At 51.9% G+C, this 14,043-nt stretch carries 11 protein-coding genes; 6 read left to right on the forward strand and 5 right to left on the reverse strand.

Annotation, left to right across the window (positions count from 1 at the left end; genetic code table 11):
* Window positions 1–3 precede the first annotated feature (3 nt).
* From L9G74_RS06950 to lptM, 4 genes are read right to left on the reverse strand one after another with little or no spacing between them, the layout of a single operon-like run.
* Window positions 4–639: a DUF484 family protein gene (locus L9G74_RS06950; protein ID WP_238895573.1), complete on the reverse strand. Its 636-nt coding sequence runs from the start codon at window positions 637–639 to the stop codon at window positions 4–6.
* Window positions 636–1,463 carry a diaminopimelate epimerase gene (dapF, locus tag L9G74_RS06955; RefSeq protein ID WP_238895574.1) on the reverse strand — a complete coding sequence of 276 codons (828 nt, stop codon included), beginning with the start codon at window positions 1,461–1,463 and terminating at the stop codon, window positions 636–638. The genes L9G74_RS06950 and dapF overlap by 4 nt, the downstream gene beginning before the upstream one ends.
* Before the next feature lie 45 nt (window positions 1,464–1,508).
* Window positions 1,509–2,753 carry a diaminopimelate decarboxylase gene (lysA, locus tag L9G74_RS06960; RefSeq protein ID WP_238895575.1) on the reverse strand — a complete coding sequence of 415 codons (1,245 nt, stop codon included), beginning with the start codon at window positions 2,751–2,753 and terminating at the stop codon, window positions 1,509–1,511.
* A gap of 1 nt (window position 2,754) precedes the next feature.
* Window positions 2,755–2,916, reverse strand: coding sequence for an LPS translocon maturation chaperone LptM (lptM, locus tag L9G74_RS22430; RefSeq protein ID WP_369123384.1), 162 nt, complete (start codon window positions 2,914–2,916; stop codon window positions 2,755–2,757).
* A gap of 68 nt (window positions 2,917–2,984) precedes the next feature.
* On the opposite strand from lptM, the gene cyaY reads away from it, so the two are divergent.
* A complete protein-coding gene (gene cyaY, locus L9G74_RS06965; protein ID WP_238895576.1) occupies window positions 2,985–3,314 on the forward strand; it encodes an iron donor protein CyaY in 330 nt (109 codons plus the stop codon).
* Window positions 3,315–3,320: 6 nt separating this feature from the next.
* Here cyaY and L9G74_RS06970 read toward each other — a convergent pair whose 3' ends face one another.
* Entirely contained in the window at window positions 3,321–5,756 is a 2,436-nt protein-coding gene (locus L9G74_RS06970; protein ID WP_238895577.1) for a class I adenylate cyclase, read from the reverse strand.
* 208 nt (window positions 5,757–5,964) lie between these two features.
* On the opposite strand from L9G74_RS06970, the gene hemC reads away from it, so the two are divergent.
* The 5 genes from hemC to L9G74_RS06995 all read left to right on the forward strand — a co-directional run.
* The gene (hemC, locus tag L9G74_RS06975; RefSeq protein ID WP_238895578.1) at window positions 5,965–6,894 is read left to right on the forward strand and encodes a hydroxymethylbilane synthase; all 930 of its coding nucleotides are present in this window, start codon (window positions 5,965–5,967) and stop codon (window positions 6,892–6,894) included.
* Window positions 6,895–6,902: 8 nt separating this feature from the next.
* A complete protein-coding gene (locus tag L9G74_RS06980) occupies window positions 6,903–7,625 on the forward strand; it encodes a uroporphyrinogen-III synthase (RefSeq protein ID WP_238895579.1) in 723 nt (240 codons plus the stop codon).
* A 37-nt stretch (window positions 7,626–7,662) separates the two neighbouring features.
* Window positions 7,663–8,799, forward strand: coding sequence for a uroporphyrinogen-III C-methyltransferase (locus tag L9G74_RS06985; protein WP_238895580.1), 1,137 nt, complete (start codon window positions 7,663–7,665; stop codon window positions 8,797–8,799).
* Window positions 8,796–9,965, forward strand: a complete 1,170-nt coding sequence (locus L9G74_RS06990; RefSeq protein WP_238895581.1) for a heme biosynthesis HemY N-terminal domain-containing protein — start codon at window positions 8,796–8,798, stop codon at window positions 9,963–9,965. Before L9G74_RS06985 ends, L9G74_RS06990 begins: the two co-directional genes overlap by 4 nt.
* A 579-nt stretch (window positions 9,966–10,544) precedes the next feature.
* A partial coding sequence (locus tag L9G74_RS06995) for a beta strand repeat-containing protein (protein WP_238895582.1) occupies window positions 10,545–14,043 on the forward strand: 3,499 nt, incomplete at its 3' end.

Genomic DNA, 14,043 nt, shown 5'->3' on the forward strand with positions numbered 1-14,043 from the left:
GAGTTACAACTTCGGGATCATATGGTCCAGCAACTGGCGGATCTGCTCCAGCAACATGCTGTCCATCTCGGGGTGAAAATGTGCGGCATCACCGCTAGCAATAGCAAAAATCACTTGGCCAGCATCTTCCGACAACCGCGCTAAGGATACCGAGCCGACCTCAGCACCAAACAGGCGCATCGCTTCATGATGGGTAAGCCGCCCAAAATAATAACCATCAGCCAAACGGTTACGCCAGATCACCGACAGATCAGAGTCGATATCATGCACGGTAATCAAGCGCACGTGGCTAAAGCCAAACTCTTGTTTTAGCTCGTGTGTGAGGCTTTGGCGTAACTCGCCAATGTCTTCACACTCGAGCAACTTTTGGCACAGCTGCAGGTTGAAGCGAAAGATGCGCTCGTTCTGCGTTGCCATGGTCATCAAGGCGGTGATCTCTTCTTCGAGTTGGCCGACACGCTGACGCAGCAGCTCTTGGCGACGCTCCACCAAAGATACCGCACCGCGTTCAACATGCGGCACTTTCATCGCTAACAACAGCTCAGGAAAGCGGTTGAAAAAGTCGGGATTATCCAGCAAATATTCGCGAATAATCTGCTCATCAAACGGCGGGTTGCGTCGAGTATTTGCCTCTGTCATAGCTGTATTTGACCGTCGTAAACATGTTCCGCGGGCCCCGTCATATACAACGGACGCCCCTCACCTTCCCACGCAATGGTCAGCGAACCACCGGGCAGATCAACTTGCACCGTTTTGGCTAACTTGCCTTGCAGTTGCCCTACCGCCGCAGCGGCACAGGCACCGCTGCCGCAGGCTAAGGTTTCTGCCGCACCACGCTCGTACACTCGCAGTTTGATATGTTCTGGGTTAATCACCTGCATAAAACCAACATTCACGCCTTTAGGAAAACGTTCGTGTTTGGTCAATTCGGCGCCGATACTATCAACGTCGGTGGCAGCCACATCGTCCACTTCAATCACGCAATGGGGATTGCCCATGGAAACCACGCCGCATAAAAACGTTTGGCTTTGTGATGGCAGCAAATAGGTTTTTTCAACCTTTTTGGCTTTAAACGGCACTAAGTTAGGCTCGAGGATCGGCACGCCCATGTTGACCGTGACTGAGCCGTTTTTCTCGAGTTTTAACAGCATCTTACCAGATGAGGTACTGACGCGAATTTTGTACTTTTGTGTCAGTCCTTTGTTTTTGACAAAACGGGCAAAACAGCGGGCACCATTACCGCATTGTTCAACTTCGCTACCATCGGCATTGAAGATGCGGTAATGAAAATCTAATTCTGGATCGTACGGCGGCTCGACCAACAGCAGTTGGTCAAACCCGATACCGAAGTTGCGATCCGCCAAACGGCGGATCTGCTCAGGTGAGAAAAATACATTCTGCGTGACGGCATCGACCACCATAAAGTCGTTGCCTAGCCCATGCATTTTGGTGAACTGAATCAAGATAACTCCTTGAACGCCACAAACAATAATCGAGTTTACGCCAGTTTATGGCAGTAAGGTCTCACCTTGCCACAGCTGCGCGAGTTTTTCTCGCTCACGCACCACATAGTGGTTAGTGCCATCAACCATTACCTCCGCTGCACGTGGCCGCGTGTTGTAGTTAGATGACATAGCAAAACCGTAAGCGCCGCTAGAACGCACCGCCAGCAAATCACCAGCCCGAATGGTCAGTTCGCGCGATTTACCGAGGAAGTCGCCGGTTTCGCATACTGGGCCAACCACATCGTAAACCGCTGGCGCTCGGCTATGCTTACGCACTGGAATAATCTGTTGGTAGGCGCTGTACAGTGATGGGCGAATCAGATCGTTCATCGCACCGTCGACCACGGCGAAGTTTTTATCGGCGTTTTCTTTGAGGAACAGCACTTCAGTGATAAAGATACCCGCGTTGGCGGCAATCGCACGGCCTGGTTCAAAGATCAACTTCAAGTTACGATCGCCTAAACGCTCCAGCAGTGCGCTAGCATAGCTACTTGGCTCTGGCGGTGTTTCACCGTTGTACGGCACGCCAAGACCACCACCGACATCCAGATGCGAGATCTCAATCCCGCGCTCAGCCAGACGGTCAATCAACGCCAGCATGCGATCCATGGCATCGAGGAACGGTTTGAGTTCAGTCAGTTGCGAACCGATATGGCAGTCGGCACCTTTCACTTGCAGATAAGGCAGTTCCATCGCACGCACGTATGCCGCTTCCGCATCATCCATGGCGATACCAAACTTGTTCTCTTTCAAGCCAGTAGAGATATAAGGGTGAGTTCCGGCGTCAACATCGGGGTTGATACGCAGCGATACTGGCGCAATTGTGCCTAAACCGGCAGCCACATCATTGAGGATCTCTAGCTCAGGCAGAGACTCCACGTTAAAGCAATAAATGCCCAGCTCTAGCGCCATTTTCATTTCGGCTGGGGTTTTACCTACACCAGAAAACACCACTTTGGCCGGATCACCACCGGCGGCAATCACCCGCGCCAGTTCGCCACCAGAGACGATATCAAAACCACTGCCCATGCGCGCCAGCAAGTTAAGCACCGCTAAGTTGGAATTGGCTTTAACGGCGTAACAAATCATGTGTGGATGCTCTGCGACCGCAGAGTCAAATGCGTGCCAATGGCGTTCCAACGTTGCACGCGAATAGATATATAGCGGCGTACCATATTGAGCGGCTAGCTCAGCCACACTACACTCTTCAGCAAAGAGTTGCTTTTCCTGATACTGAAAGTGGTCCACGTTACTCTCCTTGCGCTGTCGGCTGTGGCGCAGTATTTACTGGGGCTTGCACCTTATTGGGTGTTTTAGTCGGCGTTTTATATAACGGTCCTTTCTGGCCGCAGCCCACAAGTAACAAGGACAACATCATGAGGGATAAAAGTCGTTTCATTTCACTCAACATCTGTGCATCAAAAATACATTGGCCTTATAATCGCATTCATCTTGATGAAAGCAAAGGACAGATATTGCATGGCTATGACAGATACGCAATATCATCAACTCGCTGATGATATGTTTGAAAAGATTGAAGCTGCCATTGAACAGGCCATTGATGAGCAAGGGGCAGATATCGATATTGATGCCTCGGGCAATGTGCTGCAACTGGAGTTTGGTGACAGCGCTAAGTTGGTCATTAACAAGCAAGAACCTTTGCATGAGCTATGGGTTGCCTCGCGTTTTGGTGGCTTCCACTTTGCTTATGTAGATGGCAAATGGCTGGATCAACGTAACGGCGGTGAGTTTATGCCGTTCGTGCGTGACACCATCACGCAACTGAGTGGTTTAACGCTGGATATCTAACCGCCGTTAGAATTGTGATTGTGCCATTGAGGATGACAAGCCAAATGGCACAATATGCGGCGCATGTTGTTCACCCGTCACTAAAAAAAACTGCGGGAAATTAAAGCGATGCTTGAGATTATGCACATCATCAAAGGCAAAGTGTTGCGACACCTGATTCACTAAATCATTCACATCTTGCGCCGCCTGCACGTAGTGGCTCAACGCATTCACTTCATCTAACACCAACACGTTGACCTGCTCTCCATTGGGTTGCAAGAAATACTGCACCACACCTTTTACCGCCACGTTTTGGATGCCAAGTGGCAAACTGCTGAGTGAGACTTGACCACCATCTTGGCTGGCGACCGTATCTAAATTACCACGCACCACCTGTTGGTACAGCGAGGTGACATCACTGAGATCGCGATAACATACGCCCTTATCATCCACAAAAATCCCAAAACGTTTATCACGGAGTTGCAGTGGTTGAACTAAGGTACAGCCTTTTTCGGCGCGGTGGATTAACTTAATCAATTGACGAAACAGCTGACACAGCGCTGCCGCTAATTGAGTGCGCGCCTTAATCGAGCCGCTGAACACTTGAATATTAAGATTGGCCGGTGAGCGTTTGAGTCCTGGCGCTAAAAACTGGATCAGTTCCAATAGCCCAAGCTCCTGACTAAATTCATAGCTATGCCATTCGCCCCACGAGTTCTGCGTCAGTAGCTGAATACTGCCCAACAAACACTGCTGCCGACGGCCCACCGACAGCGGATTGATGCCCAACAAATCAACCATTATCTCCTGTCCCAGCCATTGCGTTGTGGGGTCATATTCCAAATTGACCAACAGAATGACTTGACGATAAAACCATGGCTGACACAAATCGAGCTTGGCTACACGCCGTTCGCATTCGGTTAAGCGTGGCACCAACCGTCGCGCCACATAAGACAGGCAACGACTGCGCCGTGCCGAATCGGCAAACAGATGCCAACGGGTATTTTTATCGGCCACGCCGTTCAAGCAGGCCCAAGCGACCACCGAGGCAATATTATCCGCGTGATAGATCGCCGACTCGCCCATAAACAACTTGGGCACCGGCTTGACACGGTACAGCGCGCATTGCTGCTGCGAATCACTTTTGACGATGGTGAGATGCGGCTCAACAATCGACTGGCTCCACAGCGGGTTGAGTTTGAGCAGTTGCTGAGCATCTTCGCTAAAGTAGGTGTGTAACTTACGCGTGAGTAGGCTTAAGTCTTCAATTTTAAAGCTCTTGCTCAACTGGTGTGTCGAAGCAAAGCGCAGCAGATTTTGATAGCTCACCAACATCAGTTGGTTGAGTTGTTCGTTAAACCATTGCAACTCGCCGCTATGCCACTGATGGCAGTTATCTAAGGTTGCCACGAGGCTGTAAGGCCATTCCCAATCACGTACCAATTTACGCAGATCGTGGAAACGCCAATCTTGGCGCGTGTGCGGATCACTCAAACGAATACCGCATTTGAGATAAAAGCAGCGCCGCGCAATTTCCAAGCGGCGAAAATCGCCGAGACGCGTGAGATGACGCTCGATGGTGAAATACAGTTGTAGATAGGGGTCATTATCGGTGGAGAAATTGCCCTCGTCAGTGAGATGCCAAATCTCTTCAGATACCAACCGAGTTTTTGGATATTCACTGGCGTAAGCCTCCAACAGCAGTACTTTCAGCAGCGCTTTATGGGGCTTATCCAAGCCTTTGTAGAGTTGCCACAATGAAGCGCCAAAATATTCGCTGGCGGGCAACTCACGCATGTCACCCAAATACAGTAATTGCTCAGGATCGGGCACACCTTCAGGCCACCACACCACTGGCTTACCGGCCAATCGAATATGACTGCGATAAAATTCATCCAGCAATAGCCAGTGTTGTGCACTGCCGCAATGTTCTTGGCCGAGTACTTCCCATTCGTCGCTGGAAGGTTGCTGCACTTGTTGCTGCCGCCACTTAAAATGCTCTGGCTGCAACAGGTAGAAGTTCACCTCAAAATCAAAGTCGGCAAACCATTGATGCAACAATGCGGTTTTCTGACGTAATAACCTTAGCCCGGCACAGCTAATACCCATGCTATGCACCAGCCACACATCGACATCACTTTTAGGGTTTTGCCCAAAACTGGCGGTACTGCCCATCACATACACGCCTTCCAACCGGGGTTTGACCGCAGTGGCGGCGTTACAGGTTAACTTGAGTTTAGTGAGCGCGTCGGTGTGCTGCTGTTGCAGCTCAAATTGGCTAATGCCTCGCGGCGTATGAGGATTGTTGTAACCGGGTAAGCGTGCATCGTGGTAATGCAGCAGTACAGGGATCAGCGCAAACAACTGCTGTTGCAGTGGAGAAAACAATGCTTGCGCACGCGCGAGCCGTACTCGATTGAGTCGCTCGGCAGAGGCAAAATACTGCTGCTGGCGCTGTATCATCCGTACTACTCACTTCCTTGCTTAAGTAACCACTAATACTAACATGTTTGTCACATTCAGCAAGTATTTGCGATGCGCATCACACTTTTACTGTATGAGTTATTCGCTTAAATGCAAAGATTGCGGGCTGGCTCGTGCTAATCACTTGCTGGCAATGTTAGCATTGCCGCAATTACTTACATTACATAACTTACGGAACATTTCGGGCATGTCAGACAATCTTATTCGCATTGCTACTCGTAAAAGTCCGCTCGCCATGTGGCAGGCAGAATTTGTCAAAGCAGAATTGGAACGCATTCATCCGGGGTTGCAGGTCGAGCTGCTGCCGATGAGCACTAAAGGTGACATCATTCTGGATACGCCGCTGGCTAAAGTAGGCGGTAAAGGCTTATTTGTGAAAGAGCTGGAAGTTGCCATGCTCGAAGGCCAAGCGGATATCGCAGTGCACTCGATGAAAGATGTGCCAGTGGAATTTCCGGAAGGCTTAGGTTTGCAAGTGATCTGCAAACGTGAAGACCCACGCGATGCGTTCGTGTCTAACACTTACAAAACCTTATCTGAGCTACCACAAGGTGCGGTGGTGGGCACTTCAAGCCTGCGTCGTCAATGCCAATTGCGTGAAAGCCGTCCTGACTTAGTGATTAAAGATTTGCGCGGTAACGTGGGCACTCGCCTGAGCAAACTTGATGCTGGCGACTACGATGCCATTATCCTCGCCGCTGCCGGTTTGATCCGTTTGGAACTCAAAGAGCGCATCACTAGCTTTATCGAAACCAGTGAATCGCTGCCAGCGAACGGCCAAGGTGCCGTTGGTATTGAATGCCGCAGCGACGACGCGCGCGTTAAAGCGCTGTTGGCACCGTTAGAACACAAAGAAACTCGCTACCGTGTATTGGCCGAACGCGCCATGAACACCCGCTTGGAAGGCGGTTGCCAAGTACCGATTGGCGCATTTGCTGAAATCACGGGTGACGACATGTTGCTGCGCGGCTTGGTGGGTAACCCTGACGGTTCCGAAGTGATCCGCGGTGAAATCAGCGGCAAAGTAAGTGAAGCAGAAGCGTTGGGCATCGCCTTGGCAGATGAGCTGCTGGGCAAAGGTGCCAAAGCGATTTTGCAGGCGGTTTACGGTAACTAATCCCGCTTATGAAGCTGCTGCTAACTCGGCCTGCTGGCCGAAATGACGCCATGATAGGATCTCTCAAGCAACGAGAGATCCCGTTTATGGAAACCCCGCTATTGCAGATCTCCACCATCGCTGCGCCGCAGCTCAATCAGCAACTGGCCGCAGCGGATATCGTTATTTTTATCAGCACCAATGCCGTCACTTGTGCGCAAACCAGTGTCAGCCATTGGCCCACCACGGCGCAATATTACGCCGTGGGTCAAGCCACCACTCAAGCATTAGCAGCACTGGGAATTACAGCGCACAGCACGCCGTTAGATAACCAACAAACCGAAGGGCTGCTGAGCCTAGATGGCTTACAACCTGCTGTGGTCAAGGGCAAACGTATTGTGATTGTCCGTGGCGTCGGCGGCCGTGAAACCTTAGCGCAACAACTGCAAACGTTTGGGGCACAGCTGCAATACTGCGAAGTTTATCAACGCCAATGCCCGCCCTACGACAGCCAAACGTTAGTTAAATCATGGCGAGACTTTGGCATTGATACGATTGTGATCACCAGTGGTGAAGCACTTGTTAACCTAATCAACCTCGTCACTAAAGAAAATTTCTCTTGGCTGCTGGCATGTCATATCATAGTGCCCAGTATTCGGGTGGAACAGCAAGCCAATAAATCAGGATTCCGTTATATAACCAACGCTGGTGCAGCCAATGATCAGGCTGTGTTAGCGGCGTTGTCGCTGTAACTATCCCCCGGTTTTCACATTCTCTAGGACTGGTTTTATGGACAACGAGAAAGCGCCAGCTGAACAACTGCAACACCAAGAACATGCCCAAGCTTCGACCGAGGCAACCACGGCACCCTCTCAATCAAGCAATGACACCGCTGTAGCCACTCAAGCTCGTTCACCTTGGCCGATGCGTTTAGGTTTACTGTTAGTCACCTTGTTGGCAATTGCCGCACTAGCCGCCAGCTTCTGGCTGTATCAACAGATACAACAGCAACAGTTGCAAAACCAACAGCTGCAACAGCAGATTGTGCAAGCGCAGAACGCGCCAACACAGCAACTACAACAGTTGAGCCAAGCGCTGCAAACGCAACAGCAACAGCTGGGTGATACCCAAAACACACTGCAAAAAATGCAGCAAACTGAAGAGCAGCTTGGCACTAAAGTCGCCGCGCTGGCACAACGTCATCCAAACCATTGGCTCGCCGCCGAAGCGGAATACTTAGTACGTCTGGCCGGTCGAAAACTCTGGTTAGAAAAAGATCCGCAAACTGCGGTGGGTTTGTTAAAAGCCGCCGATGAACGTATCGCCGCCATGCAAGAATCATCCTTAGTGCCGCTGCGCCGCGCCATTGCCGAAGATATTACCGCAGTGAGCGAAATCAAAAATGCCGATATTGCGGGTACCGTGTATGCGTTGGATGGCGTGATCGCCAAGTTAGAGAAAATGCCGCTCAATCGTTTGCAACAGCAAGATGAGCCAGAGGCTGACGATCAGCAAGTCACCACGTCCCTCAGCGATTGGCGCACCAACCTAGCGAAAACTTGGCGTGCATTAAAAGATGATTTTTTCACCATTCGCAAAGTGTCTACCGATGTCACGCCGCTGCTGTCAGGCAAACAAGAATGGTATTTGGAAGAAAATATCCGCAACAAGCTCCTGCAAGCACAACTCGCGCTGTATCAATATAACGAGCTGAACTACCGCCAATCGATCACCCTCGCGCGTAAATGGATTCAGCAATATTACGACTTGGAAGACAGCAGCACCCAAGAGGTGTTAGCCAGTTTAGAAGCACTGGCCAGCTTGAAACTTGATGCCATTACCGTGCAGCAGTTTAATTCCAGCAAGCAACTTAAGCAGTTGGTGACGTATGGCAACCTCCTACCGAATGAGGAGGTTGCGCCATGATCCGAGTGCTGTTTTATCTGATCATCATTCTCGCTGGCGCCCTGCTCAGCCCGCTGATTGTCGGCAATAAAGGATATGTTTATATCTCGTTTCTCGGCTGGCAGCTGGAAACCAGTGTGATTTTTGCCATCGTAGCGATGATTTTGTTTTACGGCGTATTACAACTGGTTGAGTGGGTGGTCGTCTCCGTGCTCAATGTGGTGCTCACTAGCCGCTATCTGCCACAACGCTGGCGCCGGAAAGCCGCGCGTAAGCACACCTTAGTTGGTGCACTGGCGATGGCCGAAGAAAACTGGCCTACCGCCGAACGCGCCATGCGCAAAGGTGCCGAACAAGGCGAAATTCCAGTGCTCAACTATCTGGCTGCTGCCCGTGCGGCGCAATATCAGTTGAAGACCGAAGAGCGCGACGAATACTTAGAAAAAGCGGCAGAGTTGCCGTTGGCATTTGAAGCGGTAACCGCCGCCAGAACCCGCTACTTACTGCGCAGTGGTGACGAAACCGCCGCCAGGACTGAATTGGACAAACTACAACCGAGCGCAAAAAGTAAAACGCCACTGCTGAAACTGGCGCGCGATGTCTATCAAGCACAGCACGACTGGGCCGCGCTACGCACCATTTTGCCGGCGCTATTCAAACGCCAACTGATTGATGAGCCGCAATACCAACAGCTCAACAACCAAGCATGCACTGCACTCTTGCAACAAGCTGGTGCTCAAGATTTAGCACAACTCAATGCGTGTTGGGCCAGTTTTTCTCGCCAAGAGAAAACCCAAGATGCGTTAATCGCAGCGTATGCTGAACAACTGCATCTGCTTGAGCAACACGATGAAGCGATCAAACTACTAAGCAAACCCGTAAAACATGACGCCGATGACGCGGTGTTTAACGTGATTGCCCGCATCATCTCAGCGGACGATAGCGCACTGTTAAAACTATTGCAGTCCATTGAGGTGAAGTGCCAAAACCGTATCGCCTATCAACGCTGCATGGCGCAAGTGTATGCACAGTTACGCGAGCCACAACAACAATTGGCAGCGTTGCAAAAGTTAGCCACTCAAGACCCATCGGCAAACAACTATCTCGCACTGGCGCGCGTACATGAGCAACTTGCTCAGCAACAACAGGCTGCCGATGCTTATCGTGCCGCCGCGCAAGCTCTCTGATCTTTCGTTGCAGTTTCTAACGTGTTTGATTCTTTCCAATGAAACACGTTAGAAACAAAGCGTGACCTAGACGCTGTTGGTCTTTGGCGTTTAATTTTTGTTCCAGTCAAATGCGTTATGGACAAAGCACGGCCTGCGACACTTAGTCAACCAAACAAGCCGACTGAAACCACATTCAGCATGGGTTTACATCAACCAACCGCCCGCTCGCGCAGTGCTGAAAACGTTCATCCGCCTCGTGAAACCTAACCTCCCTAACAGCTTCTGCGCGATGCCACCATTCAACCTCATCGATACGCGATATCTATCACTAAATGATATAAGAATGTGACACCTTAGACGTAAGCCATTTTTTTGAGCAAAAACTCTTATAAATAATGTACTAAATTTATACAGATTTATGATATAGCATTGATTCTATTGATTTTGTTTAAATGTCAAAAAATTGACTTCCCATCTATACTCCCCTACTATTGTCGTAATTTTCGTAACTACGCGTTGTGGTTGTTTACGCGCCTGTAACAAACATCGTAAAAGCTCAGCTCTTAACCAAATTGAGCATGAGTAGTAGGGGTCAGTATGAACACAGTTACCATCCAACAAAGCGGTCAAATCAAAGGCATCAACGGACAAATTTCTATCGTCGAAAATGGTCAACCAAGGCCATTGCGTGACGGTGAAATTGTGCCAGCTGGTGCACAATTGATCGTCGCAGATAATGCTCGTGCTGAACTGCTCGCCCAAGATGGGAGCTTGCTGACGTTGGATGAAAGTGGCGCCGCAGCGGCTCTGCAGTTGGATCTTGGTGCTGCTACAGGTGGTGCCACCGATGCTGAAATTGCCGAGCTGCAAGCACTGATCGCCTCGGGTGAAGACCCAACCGCTAACCTGCCTGAAACCGCGGCAGGTGGTAACTTGGCTAACCAAGGTGACTCAGGCTATGTTGACGTGAGCCGCGATGGCGCCGAAGTGCTGGCCGCATCAGGCTACGACACTGGCACCTTTGCCACCACTGCCGACACCCCGACCGACACGACCGAAGTTCCTTTTGAGTTAGCCGTACAGACCGCAAACGATACCAACACTATCGATGAAGATACTGTAGCCACCGGTAATGTGTTGACCAACGATACCAGCAATGGTGTTGATCTCACCGTGGTCGGTTTTACCGTTGATGGCACTACCTTCGCAGCCAACGATACTGCTACGCTGGAATCCGGCACACTGACCCTTAATGCCGACGGCAGCTACACTTTCACACCAACAGAAAATTGGAATGGCACCGTACCAGTGGTGACCTACACCACGAACACCGGAGATAGCGCCACCCTGACCATCGTTGTGACCCCAGTTAATGATGCGCCAGTATTAGCCCCGGACGTTGGCACAGTGGATGAAGACGCTACTTTAACTGTTGGCGTATTAGACGGCGTACTGAGCAACGATACCGATGTGGATGGCGATGCCCTCAGCGTCACCGGTATTTTGAGCGGCACCACTGGCACCGCCACCGCAGTTGTGGATGGCACAGCCACGGTGATCACTAACAGCTACGGTACGCTGACCATCAATAGCGATGGCAGCTACAGCTTTGCGGCTACTGGCGACGCGTCACAAGCCTTGGCCGCTGGCGCGACCGCCCAGACCGTATTTACCTACACCGCCACTGATGGCACTGACTCACTCACTAGCACCTTAACCATCACCATCACCGGCACCAACGATGCGCCAGTGTTGTCACCTGATGTGGGCGCAGTGGATGAAGATGCCACCCTGACTGTCGCAGCGGCACAAGGCGTACTGAGCAACGATACCGATGTGGATGGCGATGCCCTCAGCGTCACCGGTATTTTGAGCGGCACCACCGGCACCGCCACAGCGGTAGTGGATGGCGCGGCCACAGTGATCACTAACAACTACGGTACGCTGACCATCAATAGCGACGGCAGCTACAGCTTTGCCGCTACTGGCGCCGCGTCACAAGCGTTGGCCACTGGCGTGACCGCGCAAACCGTATTTACCTACACCGCCACTGATGGCACTGAATCACTCACTAGCACCTTAACCATCACCATTACTGGCACCAACGATGCGCCAGTGCTGCAACCTGATGTGGGCGCAGTGGATGAAGACGCCACCCTGACTGTCGCAGCGGCACAAGGCGTACTGAGCAACGATACCGATGTGGATGGTGATGCCCTCAGCGTCACCGGTATTTTGAGCGGCACCACCGGCACCGCCACAGCGGTAGTAGATGGCGCGGCCACAGTGATCACTAACGATTACGGTACGCTGACCATCAATAGCGACGGCAGCTACAGCTTTGCCGCTACTGGCGCCGCGTCACAAGCGTTGGCCACTGGCGTGACCGCGCAAACCGTATTTACCTACACCGCCACTGATGGCACTGAATCACTCACTAGCACCTTAACCATCACCATTACTGGCACCAACGATGCGCCAGTGCTGTCTCCAGATGTGGGCGCAGTGGATGAAGACGCCACCCTGACTGTCACAGCGGCACAAGGCGTACTGAGCAACGATACCGATGTGGATGGTGATGCCCTCAGCGTCACCGGTATTTTGAGCGGCACCACCGGCACCGCCACAGCGGTAGTGGATGGCGCGGCCACAGTGATCACTAACAACTACGGTACGCTGACCATCAATAGCGATGGCAGCTACAGCTTTGCCGCTACTGGCGCCGCGTCACAAGCGTTGGCAGCGGGCGTGACCGCGCAAACCGTATTTACCTACACCGCCACTGATGGCACTGAATCACTCACCAGCACCTTAACCATCACCATTACTGGCACCAACGATGCGCCAGTGCTGCAACCTGATGTGGGCGCAGTGGATGAAGATGCCACCCTGACTGTCGCAGCGGCACAAGGCGTACTGAGCAACGATACCGACGTGGATGGTGATGCCCTCAGCGTCACCGGTATTTTGAGCGGCACCACCGGCACCGCCACGGCGGTAGTAGATGGCGCGGCCACAGTGATCACTAACAACTACGGTACGCTGACCATCAATAGCGACGGCAGCTACAGCTTTGCCGCCACTGGCGCCGCGTCACAAGCGTTGGCAGCGGGCGTGACCGCGCAAACCGTATTTACCTACACCGCCACTGATGGCACCGCACCACTCACTAGCACCTTAACCATCACCATTACTGGCACCAACGATGCGCCAGTGTTGCGACCTGATGTGGGCGCAGTGCATGAAGATGCCACCCTGATCGTGGCGGCGGAAGACGGCGTACTGAGCAACGATACCGACGTGGATGGCGATGGCCTCAGCGTCACCGGTATTTTGAGCGGCACCAGCGGCACCGCCACGGCGGTCGTGGATGGCGCAGCCACCGTGCTCACTAACAGCTACGGTACGCTGACCATCAATAGCGATGGCAGCTACCGCTTTGCGGCTACTGGCGCGGCATCACAAGCCTTGGCGACCGACGAAACTGCCCAGACCGTATTTACCTACACCGCCACTGATGGCACTGAATCACTCACTAGCACCTTAACCATCACCATTACCGGCACAGATGATGGCGTTAGTCTCACTGGTCTTGATATGGCAGGCGGAGAGATAAACGTTGACGAAGCGAATCTGCCGGGTGGAAGTGCTGAAAATGATGCACTGCTAACCCAAACTGGCGTGTTTAGTTTTGACACCATTGATGGTCTGCAAACACTGACTGTCCATGGTCAAGATTTCACACTGGCTCAGTTACAGGCACTCAATACCGCAGGCGGCAACGTCACTATTGATACACCGCAAGGTAGCCTGACCTTAACGGGCTTTACTGGTTCAATTGCTGGCGGAACAGTAAGTTACAGTTACACTCTCGATAGCGCCGTGGTCAATGCTGCTGGTGCAGATAGCTTTACTGAAAGTCTAACGGTCTCTGTTACCGACACTGATAACAGTGTTGCTAACGGCTCACTGGATATCGTCATTGCTGATGATGTTCCAACCATTGCTGTGGCAGTCGGCAACGATGAAGTCGTCGAAGGACAAACACTGACGGGGACATGGAGTGGCACCGAAGGGGCTGATGGTATGCAGTCTC

The sequence above is a fragment of the Shewanella electrica genome, assembly GCF_022321485.1.
GTDB lineage: Bacteria > Pseudomonadota > Gammaproteobacteria > Enterobacterales > Shewanellaceae > Shewanella > Shewanella electrica.